This is a genomic window from Streptomyces sp. NPDC001502 (assembly GCF_042894785.1).
Classification (GTDB): domain Bacteria; phylum Actinomycetota; class Actinomycetes; order Streptomycetales; family Streptomycetaceae; genus Streptomyces; species Streptomyces kutzneri.
Genome location: NZ_JBIAVW010000044.1, coordinates 1 through 15,341 on the forward strand (window position 1 = coordinate 1; position 15,341 = coordinate 15,341).

The 15,341-nt window shown below is 71.5% G+C and carries 16 protein-coding genes and 1 riboswitch; of the genes, 6 read left to right on the top strand and 10 right to left on the bottom strand.

Features of this window, described 5'->3' with window-relative positions:
• Positions 1 to 170 precede the first annotated feature (170 nt).
• The 3 genes from ACFY0D_RS39485 to ACFY0D_RS39495 are packed head-to-tail and all read right to left on the bottom strand — an operon-like array spanning position 171 to position 1,957.
• Positions 171 to 770, bottom strand: a complete 600-nt coding sequence (locus ACFY0D_RS39485; RefSeq protein WP_390802693.1) for a phosphoribosylanthranilate isomerase — start codon at positions 768 to 770, stop codon at positions 171 to 173.
• Positions 771 to 802: 32 nt separating this feature from the next.
• A complete protein-coding gene (locus tag ACFY0D_RS39490) occupies positions 803 to 1,357 on the bottom strand; it encodes a hypothetical protein (protein ID WP_390802694.1) in 555 nt (184 codons plus the stop codon).
• A gap of 3 nt (positions 1,358 to 1,360) precedes the next feature.
• The gene (locus ACFY0D_RS39495) at positions 1,361 to 1,957 is read right to left on the bottom strand and encodes a hypothetical protein (protein WP_390802695.1); all 597 of its coding nucleotides are present in this window, start codon (positions 1,955 to 1,957) and stop codon (positions 1,361 to 1,363) included.
• A gap of 111 nt (positions 1,958 to 2,068) precedes the next feature.
• Here ACFY0D_RS39495 and ACFY0D_RS39500 point away from each other — a divergent pair, with 111 nt between their 5' ends.
• Positions 2,069 to 2,248, top strand: a complete 180-nt coding sequence (locus ACFY0D_RS39500; protein ID WP_390802696.1) for a hypothetical protein — start codon at positions 2,069 to 2,071, stop codon at positions 2,246 to 2,248.
• A gap of 92 nt (positions 2,249 to 2,340) precedes the next feature.
• On the opposite strand, the gene groL is transcribed toward ACFY0D_RS39500, so the two are convergent.
• From groL to thrC, 4 genes are all read right to left on the bottom strand, one after another.
• Entirely contained in the window at positions 2,341 to 3,963 is a 1,623-nt protein-coding gene (gene groL / locus ACFY0D_RS39505; protein ID WP_351163805.1) for a chaperonin GroEL, read from the bottom strand.
• A gap of 327 nt (positions 3,964 to 4,290) precedes the next feature.
• Positions 4,291 to 4,497, bottom strand: coding sequence for a cold-shock protein (locus ACFY0D_RS39510; RefSeq protein ID WP_030009783.1), 207 nt, complete (start codon positions 4,495 to 4,497; stop codon positions 4,291 to 4,293).
• 425 nt (positions 4,498 to 4,922) lie between these two features.
• Positions 4,923 to 5,201, bottom strand: a complete 279-nt coding sequence (locus ACFY0D_RS39515) for a MoaD/ThiS family protein (RefSeq protein ID WP_033223628.1) — start codon at positions 5,199 to 5,201, stop codon at positions 4,923 to 4,925.
• Between the two features lie 36 nt (positions 5,202 to 5,237).
• Positions 5,238 to 6,527: a threonine synthase gene (gene thrC, locus ACFY0D_RS39520; protein ID WP_390802697.1), complete on the bottom strand. Its 1,290-nt coding sequence runs from the start codon at positions 6,525 to 6,527 to the stop codon at positions 5,238 to 5,240.
• Positions 6,528 to 6,544: 17 nt separating this feature from the next.
• Positions 6,545 to 6,702, bottom strand: a riboswitch (SAM riboswitch).
• 185 nt (positions 6,703 to 6,887) lie between these two features.
• Here thrC and ACFY0D_RS39525 point away from each other — a divergent pair.
• Together ACFY0D_RS39525 and ACFY0D_RS39530 are read left to right on the top strand one after the other, a co-directional pair.
• Positions 6,888 to 7,838 carry a glucosyl-3-phosphoglycerate synthase gene (locus ACFY0D_RS39525; RefSeq protein WP_390802715.1) on the top strand — a complete coding sequence of 317 codons (951 nt, stop codon included), beginning with the start codon at positions 6,888 to 6,890 and terminating at the stop codon, positions 7,836 to 7,838.
• 46 nt (positions 7,839 to 7,884) lie between these two features.
• The gene (locus tag ACFY0D_RS39530) at positions 7,885 to 9,330 is read left to right on the top strand and encodes a trehalose-6-phosphate synthase (RefSeq protein WP_390802698.1); all 1,446 of its coding nucleotides are present in this window, start codon (positions 7,885 to 7,887) and stop codon (positions 9,328 to 9,330) included.
• Between the two features lie 111 nt (positions 9,331 to 9,441).
• Here ACFY0D_RS39530 and otsB read toward each other — a convergent pair whose 3' ends face one another.
• Genes otsB through ACFY0D_RS39545 form a run of 3 tightly spaced genes read right to left on the bottom strand, consistent with a single transcriptional unit; the run spans position 9,442 to position 11,912 of the window.
• Positions 9,442 to 10,290: a trehalose-phosphatase gene (gene otsB, locus ACFY0D_RS39535; protein WP_390802699.1), complete on the bottom strand. Its 849-nt coding sequence runs from the start codon at positions 10,288 to 10,290 to the stop codon at positions 9,442 to 9,444.
• 39 nt (positions 10,291 to 10,329) lie between these two features.
• Positions 10,330 to 10,566, bottom strand: a complete 237-nt coding sequence (locus ACFY0D_RS39540; protein ID WP_030031449.1) for a DUF3263 domain-containing protein — start codon at positions 10,564 to 10,566, stop codon at positions 10,330 to 10,332.
• Between the two features lie 47 nt (positions 10,567 to 10,613).
• Positions 10,614 to 11,912 (bottom strand): extracellular solute-binding protein, encoded by a 1,299-nt coding sequence (locus tag ACFY0D_RS39545; RefSeq protein ID WP_390802701.1) that lies wholly within the window; start codon positions 11,910 to 11,912, stop codon positions 10,614 to 10,616.
• A 176-nt stretch (positions 11,913 to 12,088) separates the two neighbouring features.
• On the opposite strand from ACFY0D_RS39545, the gene ACFY0D_RS39550 reads away from it, so the two are divergent.
• From ACFY0D_RS39550 to ACFY0D_RS39560, 3 genes are all read left to right on the top strand, one after another.
• A complete protein-coding gene (locus ACFY0D_RS39550) occupies positions 12,089 to 13,021 on the top strand; it encodes an ROK family protein (RefSeq protein WP_390802716.1) in 933 nt (310 codons plus the stop codon).
• Positions 13,021 to 14,172 carry an N-acetylglucosamine-6-phosphate deacetylase gene (gene nagA / locus ACFY0D_RS39555; RefSeq protein ID WP_390802702.1) on the top strand — a complete coding sequence of 384 codons (1,152 nt, stop codon included), beginning with the start codon at positions 13,021 to 13,023 and terminating at the stop codon, positions 14,170 to 14,172. Before ACFY0D_RS39550 ends, nagA begins: the two co-directional genes overlap by 1 nt.
• A gap of 112 nt (positions 14,173 to 14,284) precedes the next feature.
• Positions 14,285 to 15,205: a 1-phosphofructokinase family hexose kinase gene (locus tag ACFY0D_RS39560; protein WP_390802703.1), complete on the top strand. Its 921-nt coding sequence runs from the start codon at positions 14,285 to 14,287 to the stop codon at positions 15,203 to 15,205.
• Positions 15,206 to 15,341 lie beyond the last annotated feature (136 nt).

The following is a 15,341-nucleotide window of genomic DNA, read 5'->3' on the forward strand; positions in this document are numbered from 1 at the left end:
CCGCCACATCCAGCCCCGCCACCCACTGAGGCACGGGCCCACATCTCCAGCCCCGCCGGCGTTTGAGGCGCGGGTCCGGGCAGAGCCCGGCAGACAGCCCGCACCCGGCAAACGGCCCGCGCCCGGAAGACGGCCCGCACCCGGCAGACGGCCGCACCCCAGGGGCGGCGTCAGGCCCGGGCGGCCTCGATGAACGCGCGGATCAGCTCCGGCGACTTCACGCCGCGCTCCCGCTCCACCCCGCTGGACACGTCCACGCCCCACGCCCCGGTGGCCGCGAGCGCCTCCCGCACGTTGCCCGGGTTCAGCCCGCCCGCGAGGAGCCAGCGCCCCTCGGGCGCGGTGAAGTCCGCCGCGCCCCAGTTCCACGGCTTGCCGGAGCCCGGGTCGGGCGCGTCCAGCAGCAGCAGGTCCTCGCCGTACTCACCGCAGCGCCGCACGCGCTCGGCAGTGGCCCGCAGCAGGGTCCGGCCTTCGGCGCGCAGCGCCGCGAAGTCCTCGGGCCCCTCCTCGCCGTGCAGCTGCACCCCGCGCACACCGCTCTCCTCGGCGAACCGGCGCACGTCCGCCACCGCCTGCCCCCGGAACACGCCGACGGTGAGCACCCCGTCCGGCACCCGCGCGGCCAGCTCCCGCGCGGTGGCGGCGTCCACGGTCCGCGGACTCCCGGGCGCGAAGACGAACCCGACGGCGTCCGCCCCGGCGGCCACGGCCACGTCGACATCGTGCGCGGTCCTGAGCCCGCAGATCTTGACGAAGAGATCAGCCATGCACCCAGCCTATGCGGACCGGGGCGACGGCCTCAGCGGCCCCGCTGCCCGGGGCCCAGCACCGACCCGCCGATCGCGGCCGCGAGATGGGCGGCGCCCGCCTCGTCGTCGTACCGGAAGTGCACGTAGACGGTGTGCCGGCCGTCGGGATGCTCCTCGTTGATGTCGAGTTCCACCCGCTGGTTCGTCGAATCCTGCGACCAGGACGGGATCGCGGGGGACCACTCTCCGCACCAGCGCATCCTGGCCGCTCCGCTGCCCAGCGTGCGCAGGAAGGCCTGTTCGACAGGGCCCGGAGCCACGTCCGCGTCCACGGTCAGCGGCAGTTCGGCCGCCAGCGCCCGGTCGTCACCGGGCAGTTCGGCGCCCGTGAACCAGACGTCCCGGTCCCAGTCGTACGACGGCTCGAACAAGCCCGTCGGAAGGAGCGCCGCCAGCGCCCGGGCCTCCTGGACGGTGTGCGCCTGCGCGACGAGCCACATCTGCGGGTCGAGCGGCTTCATCCACGCGCACAGCAGGCGGGCCCGCCGATGGGCCTCGGCGAGGTCGTCGGTCCGGAACACCGGGTAGGCCATCGAACTTCCCATCGCTCAGCAGCCCCGCTCCGGCTCGCCCAGCACGCTGCCGCCGATCGCGGCGGCGAGCCGCTCGGCGCGGCCCGGGTCGCCGAACTTGGTGACGTGGACGTAGACGGTGTGGACCCCGCCGACCTGCCGGGACCACTCGCATGCGTCACTGTTGAGGACCAGCTGCACGCCGTCGTACTTGGGCGAGGCGTACGAGCCCAGTTCGGGCTCGTCGGGCCAGCAGCCCTCCCAGCCGAGGGACGCGGGGCCCGTACCCACGGCGCGGACGAACTCCTCCTCGGCCACCGCGGCCGGCAGTTCCGTGTAGCTGAAGTCGAGCGGGACCTCGACGGCCAGCTCCGCGTCGGTGGCCGTCCGCACGTCCACCTCGAAGAAGAGGGGCTCGTCCGTCTCCGGGTGCGTGCGCATCTCCGTGTAGTCGTACCTCGCGTCCGGCAGCAGCGCTGCCATCCGCCGCACGTCCTCGACCGTGCTCAGCTCGGCCCCCACCCGCACCTCCTCGTACCGGCGGGCCAGCAGCCCGCACAGCAGCCGCGCCTTGGCGTACGCCTCGGCGGGATCGGTGGTGCGGTGGACGGGGTACGCGACGGAATGGCCCATGGCCGTACGGTCACACGCCCCCACCCGCCCCGGCCAGCGGTTTTACCCCCCGATCGGCGGAGAACGCCCCGCGGGCCGGGCACGCCTGTCCCCGCGCCGCTAGCCTGGAACATGGACGTGTACGGACAGCTCGTCCCCGTCTACCTCATCGTCGACATGCAGGCGTCCGAGATCACCTGCTTCTCGGATCCCTCCCCGCACGGGTACCAGTTCCGCAAGACGGTGCCCTTCGGTACGGCCCTGCCCGTCCCGGACCCCTTCGGCTTCGACGTCGACAGCTCGGGCTTCTGACGCCTCCCGAAACGCCCGAGGGCGGCACCCCCGTGGGGGTGCCGCCCTCGTTCGAGAACAGCCGATCAACCAGTGGCCGGAGCCGGGGTCGATCAGAAGTCCATGTCACCACCCGGCATGCCGCCGCCCGCGGGGGCACCGGCCTTCTCGGGCTTGTCGGCGATGACGGCCTCGGTCGTCAGGAACAGCGCGGCGATCGACGCGGCGTTCTGCAGCGCGGAGCGCGTGACCTTCGCCGGGTCGATGATGCCCTCGGCGATCATGTCGACGTACTCGCCGGTCGCGGCGTTCAGGCCGTGACCGATCGGCAGGTTGCGCACCTTCTCGACGACGACGCCACCCTCAAGACCACCGTTGACGGCGATCTGCTTGAGCGGGGCCTCCAGCGCGAGCTTCACGGCGTTGGCGCCGGTCGCCTCGTCACCCTCGAGCTCCAGCTTCTCGAAGACCGCGGAAGCCTGCAGCAGGGCCACGCCACCACCGGCGACGATGCCCTCCTCGACGGCCGCCTTCGCGTTGCGAACGGCGTCCTCGATGCGGTGCTTGCGCTCCTTGAGCTCGACCTCGGTCGCGGCACCGGCCTTGATGACGGCCACGCCGCCGGCCAGCTTCGCGAGGCGCTCCTGGAGCTTCTCGCGGTCGTAGTCCGAGTCGGAGTTCTCGATCTCGGCGCGGATCTGGTTCACGCGACCGGCGACCTGGTCGCTGTCACCGGCACCGTCGACGATGGTGGTCTCGTCCTTGGTGATGACGACCTTGCGGGCGCGGCCGAGCAGGTCGAGACCGGCGTTCTCCAGCTTGAGGCCGACCTCCTCGGAGATGACCGTGCCGCCCGTGAGGATGGCGATGTCACCGAGCATGGCCTTGCGGCGGTCACCGAAGCCCGGGGCCTTGACGGCGACGGACTTGAAGGTGCCACGGATCTTGTTGACGACGAGGGTGGAGAGCGCCTCGCCCTCGACGTCCTCGGCGATGATCAGCAGCGGCTTGCCGGACTGCATGACCTTCTCCAGGAGCGGCAGCAGGTCCTTGACCGAGCCGATCTTGGAGTTGACGATCAGGATGTACGGGTCGTCGAGGGACGACTCCATGCGCTCCATGTCGGTGGCGAAGTACGCCGAGATGTAGCCCTTGTCGAAGCGCATGCCCTCGGTGAGCTCCAGCTCCAGACCGAAGGTCTGGGACTCCTCGACGGTGATGACGCCTTCCTTGCCGACCTTGTCCATGGCCTCGGCGATGAGCTCGCCGATCTGGGTGTCGGCGGCGGAGATGGAGGCCGTCGAAGCGATCTGCTCCTTGGTCTCGACATCCTTGGCCTGGGCGAGCAGGGCGGCGGAGACGGCCTCGACGGCCTTCTCGATACCACGCTTGAGGGCCATCGGGTTGGCACCGGCGGCCACGTTGCGCAGGCCCTCGCGGACGAGCGCCTGGGCCAGCACGGTGGCGGTGGTCGTACCGTCGCCGGCGACGTCGTCCGTCTTCTTGGCGACTTCCTTGACCAGCTCGGCGCCGATCTTCTCGTACGGGTCCTCGAGCTCGATCTCCTTGGCGATGGAGACACCATCGTTGGTGATCGTGGGGGCGCCCCACTTCTTCTCAAGGACGACGTTGCGACCCTTGGGGCCAAGGGTGACCTTGACGGCGTCGGCGAGCTGGTTCATCCCACGCTCGAGACCACGCCGGGCCTCCTCGTTGAACGCAATGATCTTGGCCATCTGAAGTGGTCCTCCCGGACAGCGGTGGATTGCTCCCAGGACCGCGCCCGCGCCCGCGACGGACGGCCTGCGAGCCCGGCGGTTCCTTCCCGCCGGACCCTGCGGGCCTCACCGACCCGGTCCTCGTTTCAGTAGCACTCTCACGTGGAGAGTGCTAACGCCAATGATTAGCACTCGACCCCTCCGAGTGCAAGCGGCTTGGGGTGATGGCCCGCCACTACCGGGCACACGGACGAGGGGCCCCCATCCCGTGTCAAGGATGTGGGCCCCTCGTGGTGTGCCAGGTCTTCGCTGACGACTGTGCGTCGGTGGTCGATCGCGCCAGGACTAGCCGAGTGCGAGCTTGACCATGTCCGCCTGCGGACCCTTCTGGCCCTGCGAGATCTCGAACTCGACCCGCTGACCCTCTTCAAGGGTGCGGTACCCGTCCATCTGGATGGCGCTGTAGTGGACGAACACATCCGCACCACCGTCGACCGCGATGAAGCCGTAGCCCTTCTCCGCGTTGAACCACTTGACGGTGCCCTGAGCCATGCCTAACTCCCCTATTACTGGCCCTTGCGCAGGAACGCACTTCACGATCCCGGGTCAGAACTTGCGTCGGAACGCGTCGACCGAGGCTGAATGTATCTGCGCGGATGCTGTCTGCAACAGGTCAATCCGATGAGAATTCTGGACACCGAGAAACATTGAAATAGAGTGAAAATTTGCCATACTCCAGGGCAACTCGGGCCTGACATATCTCGCCAAAGCCCCATACCGCACCCGCACATTGGCCCGATGTCGACCCTCACGCGGCCCGTTCATATGCGGCGGGCAAAAACAGCGGAGGGGACTTCCCCAACCCTACCGTGCCCAATCAAGCAGAATTGCCCCCTCCGTTTTAGCGGAGGGGGCAATTTCGGTTTGCGCGTGTCACCTGGGCGGTGACCCGGGAGAACCGGGAGAGATCCGGGGAATCAGCAACCGCCGGCAACAGCCGGGATGATCGAGACGCCGGCGCCGTCGGGCGTCGCCGCCTGCAGCCCGCCCTCGAAGCGCACGTCGTCGTCGTTGACGTAGACGTTCACGAAACGGCGCAGCTTGCCCTGGTCGTCCAGGACGCGCGCGGCGATGCCCGGGTGGTTCTTCTCCAGGGACTCGATGACCTCGGCGAGGGTCGCGCCCTCGGCCGGGACCTCGGCGACGCCGCCGGTGTAGGTGCGCAGGATGGTGGGGATGCGGACGTTGACGCTCATGGCGCTACTGCCTTTCCGGTAGTACGTGGAGGGTGGTCAGGCCAGGCCGGCGGCGCGGAAGGCGTCCAGGCTCGGGCGGATGGTGGCGGTCTGCCCGCTGTCCGCGGCCACCGCCTCCAGGGTCTTGAGGCCGTCACCGGTGTTGAGGACGACGGTGGTCAGCGTCGGGTCGAGCTGACCGTTGTCGATGAGCTTCTTCGTCACGCCGACGGTCACACCGCCCGCGGTCTCGGCGAAGATGCCCTCGGTCTGCGCGAGGATCTTGATGGCCTCGACGACCTGCTCGTCGGTGACGTCCTCGACGAAACCGCCGGTGCGGCGGGCGATGTCCAGGACGTACGGGCCGTCCGCCGGGTTGCCGATGGCCAGCGACTTGGCGATGGTGTTCGGCTTCTGCGGGCGGACCACGTCGTGACCGGCCTTGAAGGCGGTGGACACCGGGGAGCAGCCCTCGGCCTGGGCGCCGAAGATCTTGTACGGCTTGTCCTCGACGAGGCCGAGCTTGATGAGCTCCTGCAGACCCTTGTCGATCTTCGTCAGCTGCGAGCCGGACGCGATCGGGATCACGATCTGGTCGGGCAGCTGCCAGCCGAGCTGCTCGCAGATCTCGTACGCGAGCGTCTTGGAGCCCTCGCCGTAGTACGGACGCAGGTTGACGTTGACGAAGCCCCAGCCCTCGCCCAGCGGGTCGCCGATGAGCTCGGAGCAGAAGCGGTTGACGTCGTCGTAGTTGCCCTCGATGCCGACCAGGTCGCCGCCGTACACACCGGCCATGACGACCTTGCCCTGCTCCAGGTCGTGCGGGATGAACACGCAGGAGCGGAAGCCGGCCCGGGCGGCCGCGGCGCCGACGGCGCCGGCCAGGTTGCCGGTCGAGGAGCAGGACAGGGTGGTGAAGCCGAAGGCGCGGGCGGCCTCGACGGCGATGGCCACGACGCGGTCCTTGAAGGAGTGCGTCGGGTTGCCGGAGTCGTCCTTGACGTAGAGCTTGCCGGTGATGCCCAGCTCCTTGGCCAGGTTGGCCGCGTCCACGAGCTTGGTGAAGCCGGGGTTCAGGCTGGGCTTGGACGCCACGTCCGCGGGGACGGGCAGCAGCGGCGCGTAGCGCCAGATGTTGTTCGGGCCGGCCTCGATCGCGGCGCGCAGGGCCTCGGGGTCACCGGTCGGGAGGTCGTAGGCGACTTCCAGCGGTCCGAAGCACTCGGCGCACGCGAAGATGGGGCCGAGGTCGAAGCGGGTACCGCACTCGCGACAGGAAAGGCCGGTGGCAGGTCCGAGGTCGACAGAATCAAGGTGGGCAGAGGTGGCGACAGTCTGTGCAGCCATGATGGCGAGGCCCTTTCTCCTCATCTTCCCCATGGCGCACTTCGCCATGAGACGGAATTGGCACCTTCCCTAGCCGGGGACCTCGCTGACGAGCGCTGACGCGCGATCGCGAGAACCGACTGGAGGGTTGCCGGGGCTTCAACGGGCCGTGTCCCTCTGCCCCTCTGGATGAGCGGTATGGCACCGGCACACGCGCTCTGTGGCGCGCCGGTGCGTTTGTACGCGGGGACCCCCGGCATGCGGTGGTCCTTCGCGTTGTTCAAGACTGTAACCGAAGGCCCGGGCGGTTGAGACAGCCGTCCGAACCGCGAGATGGATCACATAAGGGCGAATATCGCCGACACGCAGGGAGTGCTGAGGGTGCTGGAAGAGGTGGAGCGATGGCTGGCCGACCGCTCCTGGTCCGCCGCCGACCGACCGCTCGACCAGCTGCTCGACCGGAAACGGGCGGCCGGGACCACGGTCAGCGTCGTGCTGCCCGCGCTGGACGAGGAGGCGACGGTCGGCGCGATCGTCGAGACCGTGCGGCGTGAGCTGATCGAGGGACTGCCGGTCCCCCTGGTCGACGAGCTGGTCGTCATCGACTCGGGCTCCGCCGACCGGACCGCGGAGGTCGCGGCGAAGGCCGGGGCCCGGGTGGTGCACCGCGACGAGATCCTGCCCCGCCTCCCGGCGCTGCCCGGCAAGGGCGAGGTGCTGTGGCGCTCGCTGCTGGCCACCGGCGGGGACATCGTCTGCTTCGTCGACGCCGACCTGCGGGACTTCTCCGCCACCTTCGTCTCCGGCATCGTCGGACCGCTGCTGACCGACCCCGACGTGCAGTTCGTCAAGGCGATGTACGACCGGCCGCTCGGGGGCACCCCGGGCCAGGGCGGCCGGGTCACCGAGCTGGTCGCCCGCCCGCTCCTCAACCTCCACTGGCCGCAGCTGGCCGGCTTCGTGCAGCCGCTGGGCGGCGAGTACGCCGTACGCCGCTCGCTGCTGGAGCGGCTGCCGTTCCCCGTCGGGTACGGCGTCGAGCTGGGCCTGCTGGTGGACGCGCTGCACACGGTCGGGCTGGACGCGCTGGCCCAGGTGGACGTGGGCGTACGGGTCCACCGCCACCAGGACGGGCAGGCGCTGGGCCGGATGGCCGCGGCGATCTACCGCACCGCCCAGGTACGGCTCTCGCGCGGGCACCTCGTACGGCCGGAGCTCACGCAGTTCGAGCGCGGGCCCGAGGGCTTCGTACCGCGGACGCATCCCGTGGACACGGAGGAGCGGCCGCCGATGGCGGGCATCAAGGAGTACGCGCTGCGTCGCGTGGCGTGAGCGAACGTACGGTTTGAGCGGGCCCGGGCCGGGCTAGGTTGGCCGCATGGCTTCCCAGGTGCTCGTCGCAGCGAACCGCGGCCCCCTCTCCTACGCCCTCGCAGAGGACGGGACGCTCAGCGCCCGGCGCGGCGGGGGCGGTCTGGTCTCCGGACTCTCCACGGCCCTCGCCGAGCAGCCGGAGGCGCTGTGGATCTGCGCGGCGCTCTCGGACGCGGACCGGGAGGCGGTCCGCCGGGGCGTGGCCGAACCGGGCGTCCGGATGCTGGACATCGATCCCACGATGTATGACGACGCGTACAACGGGATCGCCAACTCTGTGCTGTGGTTCACGCACCACCACCTGTACGACATCCCGCGCGAGCCGGTCTTCGACGCGGAGTTCCGGCGGCGGTGGGAGTCGTACGAGCGCTACAACCAGGCCTTCGCCGAGGCCCTGGCCGAGGAGGCCGCCGAGGGCGCGCAGGTGCTGGTCCAGGACTACCACCTGGCCCTGGTGCCCGGACTGCTGCGGGTGCTCCGCCCCGACCTGCGGATCGCGCACTTCACGCACACCCCGTGGGCCGCGCCCGGCTATCTCGCCATGCTGCCGGACACGGTCCGCGAGACCCTGCTGTGGGGCATGCTCGGCGCGGACGTGCTCGGCTTCCACACCGAGGCGTGGGCGGCCGAGTTCCTGGGCTCGGCGCGGCTCGACGACGCCTGGGGGCAGGCCGAGGTGCGCGACGGCTCGGTGGTGGAGCACCGCCGGTACACGGTGTGGCCCACCCGCACCACGCAGGTGCGCGCGTACCCGCTGGGCGTGGACGGGGACGAGCTGCGGGCGCTGGCGCACCGGCCGGAGGTGAACGCGAAGCTGGCGCAGCTGCGGGCGGAGGTCGACGGCCTGCGGACGATCGTCCGCGTGGACCGCACGGAGCTGTCGAAGAACATCCTGCGCGGCCTGCTGGCCTACCGGGAACTGCTGACCACGCGCCCGCAGTGGCGGGGCCGGGTGGTCCACCTGGCGTCGGCGTATCCGTCGCGGCAGGACCTGCGGGTGTACCGGGACTACACGGCGGCGGTGGCGGCGCTGGCGGCGGAGATCAACGCGGAGTTCGGTACGGAGGACTGGCGGCCGGTGCTGGTGTCGGTGAAGGACGACTTCGCACGCTCGCTCGCGGCGTACCGGCTGGCGGACGTGGCGCTGGTGAACCCGGTGCGGGACGGGATGAACCTGGTGGCGAAGGAGATCCCGGTGGTGTCGGAGGCGGGGTGCGTGCTGGTGCTGTCCACCGGGGCGGGGGCGTACGAGGAGCTCCGCCAGGACGCGCTGACGGTGAACCCGTACGACGTGACGGCGACGGCGGACGCGCTGCACGCGGCGCTGGCCATGCCGGTGGGTGAGCGCGCGGAACGCACCAAACGCCTCGCGGCGGCGGCGACGTCCCTCCCCCCGACGGCCTGGTTCACTGCCCAGCTCTCGGCCCTGGACCCGTCCAGCCCCGGCTGAGAAACCGGGCTCTGCCCGGACCCGGTCCTCAAACGCCGGACGGCTGGAAAATCCAGCCTCGCCGGCGTTTGAGGCGCGGGGGTTCGGGGGCGGAGCCCCCGCAGCGGACCGTCAGGTACGGATGGCTTCGGCCAGGGCGGACAGGAAGGCCGCCACCTGGCCCGGGCCCGGGAGGACGAGGTCGGCGCGGGCGGCGAGCTCGGGGACCTCGGCGGAGCCACTGCACACCAGCAGCCCCGGCAGGCCCTCGGCCCGGCGCTTCTCGACCGCCGAGTAGGCCGCCAGGTCACCCAGGTCGTCGCCCGCGTACAGCACCGCCTCCGCGCCCCGCTCCGCCAGGAACTCGGTCAGGGCGACGCCCTTGTCCATGCCGGGCGGCCTCAGCTCCAGCACCGCCCGACCCGGCTCGACCATCAGCCCGTGCCGCGCCGCGAGCTCCGCCAGCGGTTCCCGCAGCGCCGCGAAGGCGGCCGCCGGGTCCTCCGCCCGCCGGGTGTGCACGGCCAGCGCCCGGCCCTTCTCCTCGATCCAGGTGCCGCGCCAGGCCCCGATGGAGTCCAGGAACCCCGGCAGCTCCGCCCGGACCGCCGCCACCCCGGGGTGCTCGGCGGGCGCGTGGACGATGCCGCTGACGGCGTCCCACCGTTCGGCTCCGTAGTGGCCGAGGACGACCAGGTGCTGCAGGCCGGGGACTCCGGCGAAGCCCCCGTAGCGGACGGCGACGCCCGCCGGCCGTCCGGTGATCACCGCCACCGAGTCGACCTCGGGGGCGAGTACGGACAGGGCCGGGACGGCTCCGGGGTGGGCTCGGGCCTGGTCCGGGTCCGGGACGATGTCGGCGAGGGTGCCGTCGAAGTCCAGGGCGACCACGGACCGGCGGGGTGCGTGCAGCAGGGCCGCGAGTCCCTCGCGTCCGGCTGCGGTGACGGGCATCGGCAGGTCGTGCGGATGACTCCCCATACGCACGACCCTAACGGCCGGGCGGTGCCACGGCTACGGCTATCGCCGGGCTCGCTGGGCCTCGCGGATCCTGCGCAGCCGGTTCACCGTGCCCGGGGCGTGGGCCAGTGCCCGCGGGTCGTCCATCAGTGCGTTGAGCAACTGGTAGTAGCGGACGGGGGTCATCCCCAGCCCTTCCCGTATGGCCCGTTCCTTGGCTCCGGGCCCGGGCCAGGTGCGTCCCTCGTACGCGAGCACCGCGGCCTCCGTGGCCGTCAGCTGCCCCTCGTCCGTCATACCGCCAGATTAACGCCGCGCTCTGACACCCGGCCCGCCGCCACCGGTCAGTGCGGGTCCGCCGCCCGCGCGGCGGTGGCGATCTGCTCCAGCACCTTCGCGGGCTGTCCGCCCGGCTGCACGGTCTTGCCGATGTTCTGCTTGATGTCCTCGCTGACGCCCGCCCAGGACTTCTTGCCGACCGGGTACAGCCGGGAGCTGGGCAGTGCCGCCAGGAAGGGCTTCAGCTGCGGGGCCGAGCCGCCGGTGGCGGCCTGCTTGGCCTGGTAGCCGCTGGTGGTGGCGGGCAGCAGGTCGTACTTCTCGGTGAAGGCCGTCACGTTCTTCGGCTGGTACAGGAAGTCCAGGAACTTGCCGGACTCCTGGCGGTGGCCGTTCTTGAAGGCCATGACCCAGTCCGCGACGCCCATCGCGGGCTGGTCGCTGCCGTCGGACGTGGGCAGCGGCACCATGCCGAACTTCACGCCCTTGGCCGCGGCCTGCTTGAGCAGCGTCGGGTGCCCGTTGAGCATGCCGACCTCGCCCTTGGTGAAGCCGTCGAAGGCGGCCTGGCGGTCCAGCTTGCCGGGCTCCACGGGGCCGGTCAGCCCCTGGCCGACCATCTTGTCCCGCAGGAACTCCAGCGCCTTGACGTTGGGGGCGGAGTCGATGGAGTACGACTCCTCGTTGTCGGTGTAGCCGCCGCCGCCCGCGAGCATCCACATCATCGTCTCGGCCTGCGCCTCCTCGCGGCCCAGCGGCAGCGCGAAGGGGGTGGGCACGTTCGCGGCCTTGAGCTTCTTGGCGGCGGCTTCGAGGTCCGCCCAGCTCTTCGGCTGCCAGCCCTTGGCGTCCTTGCCGATCACGCCGGCGTCGGCGAGCAGCTTCTCGTTGTAGAAGAGCAGGCGGGTGCTGGACACGAAGGGCATGCCGTACTGGACCTGCTTGACCTTGCCGGCGTCCGCGAGCGGCCCGAGGAAGTCGGCCTCGGTCTTCACGGAGAGCAGCTCTTCCGCCGAGTACAGCTTGCCGGCGGCGGCGTAGTCGGAGTAGGCGCCGATCTGGGCTATGTCGGGGGCCTTGCCGGCCTTGACCATCTCGGCGACCTTGGCGTCGACCTCGGACCAGGAGTAGACGCTGACCTCGACCTTGGTGCCCGGGTTGGCCTTCTCGAAGCCCGCGGCGAGGTCCTTCCAGTACGCCTCGGAGGAGTTCTGCGGATTGTCCCCGTAGTCGGCCGCCACGACCCGCAGGGTCACCTCGTTGTCTCCGGTGAGTCCGCCGATGGCTCCGCAGCCCGTCAGCGTCACGGCAGTCAGGCACAGCACGGCGCCGGACGCGGCCAGGCTCAGGTAACGGCCCTTCACAGTTCTCCATCCACCCCTTCTTGTACGTACGATCCACGTAAGGTCTACACCACTTTGGCGGCTCGTCCACATCGGGCTCCCGACCCGGGTCCCGAATTTGTATGGCCACTCAACAATCCCTCCCAATGGACTAGACCTTTCCCCGCCGAGCACGCGAGACTGTCTCTGTGAAACCCGTGAAACACGTCATCGCCCTCGATGTGGGCGGCACCGGGATGAAGGCCGCCCTCGTCGCAGGCGACGGCACCCTGCTCCACGAAGCGCGCCGGGCCACCGGCCGCGACCGGGGCCCCGACGCCGTCGTCGAGACGATCCAGGACTTCGCCGCCGAGCTGCTCGACACCGGCCGGGAACGCTTCGGACGGCCCGCCTCGGCCGCCGGCGTCGCCGTCCCGGGCATCGTCGACGCCGAGAACGGGATCGCCGTCTACGCGGCGAACCTGGGCTGGCGCGACGTACCGATGCGCGCGCTGCTCAGCAGCCGCCTCGGCGGCATCCCGGTCGCCCTCGGCCACGACGTGCGCACGGGCGGACTCGCCGAGGGCCGCATCGGCGCCGGCCGGGGCGCCGACCGCTTCCTCTTCGTCCCGCTCGGCACCGGCATCGCCGGAGCCATCGGCATCGCCGGCCGCATCGAGGCCGGCGCCCACGGGTACGCGGGCGAGATCGGGCACATCGTGGTGCGCCCGGGCGGCCCCGCCTGCGGCTGCGGCCAGCACGGCTGCCTGGAGACCCTCGCCTCCGCCGCGGCCGTCAGCCGCGCCTGGGCGGCCGCCTCCGGCGACCCGGAGGCCGACGCCGCGGACTGCGCCAAGGCCGTCGCGTCCGGGGACGCGCGCGCCCGGGAGGTCTGGCTGGCCGCCGTCGGCGCCCTCGCCGACGGACTGGTCACCGCCATCACCCTGCTGGACCCGCGCACGCTGATCATCGGCGGCGGGCTGGCGGAGGCCGGGGAGACCTTGTTCACACCACTACGGACGGCCGTGGAGGAGCGCGTGACGTTCCAGCGGCTCCCCCACATCGTTCCGGCTGCCCTCGGGGACACCGCCGGATGCCTGGGCGCAGGGCTGCTCGCCTGGGACCTACTCGCCACGGAGGTACCTGCCTGATGTCCGGAAGCGCGCACAGCACTGTTCTTTCGGGCGCCAGGGTGGTGCTGCCCACCGGAACGGTGGCGAACGGCAGGGTCATCGTCGACGGCGACCGGATCGCCGGCAGCGCCCACGAGGGTGCGCGGACCGTCGACCTGACCGGGCACTGGATCGTCCCCGGCTTCGTCGACATGCACAACCACGGCGGCGGCGGCGCCTCGTTCACCTCCGGCACCGCCGAGGACGTCCTCAAGGGCGTCCGCACCCACCGCGAGCACGGCACCACCACCCTGATCGCCTCCACCGTCACCGGGGACCTGGACGAACTGGCCCGCCGCGCCGCCCTGCTCGCCGAGCTGACGCAAGCGGGCGAGATCGCCGGCATCCACTTCGAGGGGCCGTTCATCAACCCCTGCCGCAAGGGCGCCCACAAGGAGGACCTGCTCCGCGACCCCGACCCGGCCGAGGTCCGCAAGCTGATCGACGCCGCGCACGGCGCCGCCCGCATGTTCACCCTCGCCACCGAACTGCCCGGCGGCCTGGACTCCGTACGGCTGCTCGCCGAACACGGGGTCATCGCGGCGATCGGCCACACGGACGCCACGTACGAGCAGACGCGCGCCGCCATCGACGCGGGCGCGACCGTGGCCACCCACCTCTTCAACGCGATGCCGCCCCTCGCCCACCGCGAACCCGGCCCGATCGCCGCACTGCTGGAGGACGAGCGGATCACCGTCGAGCTCATCAACGACGGCACCCACCTGCACCCGGCAGCACTGGAACTGGCCTTCCACCACGCGGGCGCGCACCGCGTCGCGCTGATCACCGACGCGATGGACGCGGCCGGCTTCGGCGACGGGACCTACCACCTGGGCCCGCTGGAGGTCGAGGTCAAGCACGGCGTGGCACGGCTGGTGGAGGGCGGCTCCATCGCCGGCTCGACGCTGACCCTGGACACCGCGTTCAAGCGCTCGGTGACCCTCGACAAGCTGCCGGTGGAGTCCGTGGTCCAGGCGATCTCCGCCAACCCGGCCAAGCTGATCGGCCTCTACGACGAGATCGGCTCGCTGGAGCCCGGCAAGTACGCGGACCTCGTCGTGCTGGACGCCGCCTTCGACGTCACGGGAGTCATGCGGCGCGGCGAATGGATCGTCAGCCCGCCCTCCTGACCGGTGATCTGACGGCCGAGCGGCCGCGCGGAGGGAAAACGGTCGGCCCCGGGACTGGGCCGACCGCCCTGCGTTTGGCATGATCCCGGCAGCATCAGACCCGGGAGTGCCGATGATCCTTACCGTGACGCTCAACACCGCACTCGACGTCACGTACCAAGTGCCGAGGCTGCTTCCGCACGCCTCGCACCGGGTCTCCGCCGTCACCGAACGCGCCGGCGGCAAGGGGATCAACGTCGCGCACGTCCTGGCCGCCCTCGGCCACGAGGTGACCGCGACGGGCTTCGCCGGCGGCCCCGTCGGATCCGTCGTACGGGGGCTGCTCGCACGGTCCCCGGGGGTGGTCGACGCCCTGGTGCCCTGCGCGGGCACCACCCGCCGCACGGTCGCCGTGGCCGACGCGGCCTCCGGCGACACCACGCAGTTCAACGAGCCGGGGCCGCTGATCACGGCAGCCGAGTGGTCGCGCTTCCTCGCGCGCTACGAGGACCTCGTGTACGGCGCCCGCGCCGTCGCCCTGTGCGGCAGCCTCCCGCCGGGCGTGCCGGTGGGCGCGTACGCGCTGCTCGTACGGTCGGCCCGCGCGGCCGGGGTGCCCGTCCTGCTGGACACCGGCGGCGAGGCCCTGCGCCGCGGGGTCGCCGCCCGCCCGGAGATCATCAAGCCGAACGCCGCCGAACTGGCCGAGCTCACCGGATCCCGCGACCCGCTCCCCGCCACCCGGGACGCCCGCCGCCGGGGCGCCCACGCGGTGGTCACCTCGCTCGGCCCGGACGGCCTGCTGGCCGCCACCGCCGAGGGCTGCTGGCAGGCGGCCCCGCCGCGCCGGCTCTCCGGCAACCCGACCGGAGCCGGCGACTCCGCGGTCGCCGGCCTGCTGTCCGCGCTGGTGGAGGGCCTGGACTGGCCGGAACGCCTCACCCGTGCGGTCGCCCTCTCGGCGGCCACGGTCCTCGCCCCGGTGGCGGGAGAGTTCGACCCCGGCGTCTACGAGGAACTGCGGCACGCCGTACGTGTCTCCGCCGGCGTTTGACGGCGGCCGTCGGCAGCTGCCGGCAGCTGACTACGGCTCCGCAGAGGGGGCCGAGAATCCGTCAAAGTGCCGTGCGGGCCGCACTCTTGACGCCCGATCCGCAGCGTGAGGCCCGCAACGGATCAGGCTCTGCCGC

Bases quoted from the DNA above. Each gene is read 5' to 3' on its own strand.
- ACFY0D_RS39530 (WP_390802698.1), top strand. From the start codon at position 7,885: ATGGCTTCCCAGGTGCTCGTCGCAGCGAACCGCGGCCCCCTCTCCTAC.
- thrC (WP_390802697.1), bottom strand. From the start codon at position 6,527: ATGGCTGCACAGACTGTCGCCACCTCTGCCCACCTTGATTCTGTCGAC.
- ACFY0D_RS39485 (WP_390802693.1), bottom strand. From the start codon at position 770: ATGGCTGATCTCTTCGTCAAGATCTGCGGGCTCAGGACCGCGCACGAT.
- ACFY0D_RS39510 (WP_030009783.1), bottom strand. From the start codon at position 4,497: ATGGCTCAGGGCACCGTCAAGTGGTTCAACGCGGAGAAGGGCTACGGC.
- ACFY0D_RS39540 (WP_030031449.1), bottom strand. From the start codon at position 10,566: ATGACGGACGAGGGGCAGCTGACGGCCACGGAGGCCGCGGTGCTCGCG.
- ACFY0D_RS39495 (WP_390802695.1), bottom strand. From the start codon at position 1,957: ATGGGCCATTCCGTCGCGTACCCCGTCCACCGCACCACCGATCCCGCC.
- nagA (WP_390802702.1), top strand. From the start codon at position 13,021: ATGTCCGGAAGCGCGCACAGCACTGTTCTTTCGGGCGCCAGGGTGGTG.
- otsB (WP_390802699.1), bottom strand. From the start codon at position 10,290: ATGGGGAGTCATCCGCACGACCTGCCGATGCCCGTCACCGCAGCCGGA.
- ACFY0D_RS39515 (WP_033223628.1), bottom strand. From the start codon at position 5,201: ATGAGCGTCAACGTCCGCATCCCCACCATCCTGCGCACCTACACCGGC.
- ACFY0D_RS39490 (WP_390802694.1), bottom strand. From the start codon at position 1,357: ATGGGAAGTTCGATGGCCTACCCGGTGTTCCGGACCGACGACCTCGCC.
- ACFY0D_RS39500 (WP_390802696.1), top strand. From the start codon at position 2,069: ATGGACGTGTACGGACAGCTCGTCCCCGTCTACCTCATCGTCGACATG.
- groL (WP_351163805.1), bottom strand. From the start codon at position 3,963: ATGGCCAAGATCATTGCGTTCAACGAGGAGGCCCGGCGTGGTCTCGAG.
- ACFY0D_RS39560 (WP_390802703.1), top strand. From the start codon at position 14,285: ATGATCCTTACCGTGACGCTCAACACCGCACTCGACGTCACGTACCAA.